1 protein-coding gene is annotated in these 861 nt (G+C 40.7%); it reads left to right on the top strand.

What is annotated here, in order from left to right:
• Positions 1-861, top strand: an 861-nt coding sequence (tnpC, locus tag OXPF_RS18665; RefSeq protein WP_152967811.1) for an IS66 family transposase, incomplete at both ends; no start/stop codon positions are given.

Here is an 861-nt window from a genome sequence, read left to right as displayed (position 1 = left end):
ACTTATGAATGCCGTACCTGCCGTAAAAACGGCAAACCATATATGGAGAAATCTCCAATGCCGTCTCCCGTTATTCAGCATTCTATGGCATCTCCCTCTACAATAGCATGGGTAATGCATCAAAAATTTGTAAATGCTCTTCCGCTTAACCGCCAGGAGAAAGATTGGAAGATGCTTGGTGTCAGCTTAAGCCGTGCTACCATGGCCAATTGGATTATAGCTGCATCCCGTGACTGGCTGATGCCCATAGTTAATCTGATGCATAAGAAACTTCTTCTGGAAAAGTACATTCATGTAGATGAAACCACCATCCAAGTTATGAAAGAAGAAAACCGCAAAAACACTACAGATTCTTACATGTGGGTGTATAGCACCGGAAAGCACAGTGAACACCCCATAAGAATTTTTGAATACCAGCCTGGAAGAAGCGGCAAGTATCCTCAGGAATTCTTAAAAGGATTCAAAGGATATATGCATACAGACGCTTACTCGGGCTACAATAAAGTTTCCGGAATAATCCGATGTTTATGTTGGTCGCATCTTCGAAGATACTTTGTAGATGCCCTGCCAAAGGATATTAAAAGTCCGGAATCAACCATTCCAAGTCAGGGTATTACATATTGCAATAAGCTTTTCGATATAGAAAAGTCCCTTGAAGATCTATCGAGTGAAGAACGAAAATCAGAGCGCCTGAAACGGGAAAAGCCTGTATTGGATGCCTTTTGGTCATGGCTTGATTTGAACAAAGGCAAAATTATGCCCAAATCCAAGCTTAATGAAGCCTTTTACTATGCTTTAACTCATAAAGAGGGATTCATGAATTATTTGCTTGATGGCAACTGTTCCATTTCAAACAATCTT

Origin of the sequence: Oxobacter pfennigii, from assembly GCF_001317355.1 — a bacterium.
Lineage (GTDB): Bacteria > Bacillota > Clostridia > Clostridiales > Oxobacteraceae > Oxobacter > Oxobacter pfennigii.
Note: the sequence above shows the minus strand (reverse complement) of the source record. Positions and strands in the feature narration are given on the sequence as shown.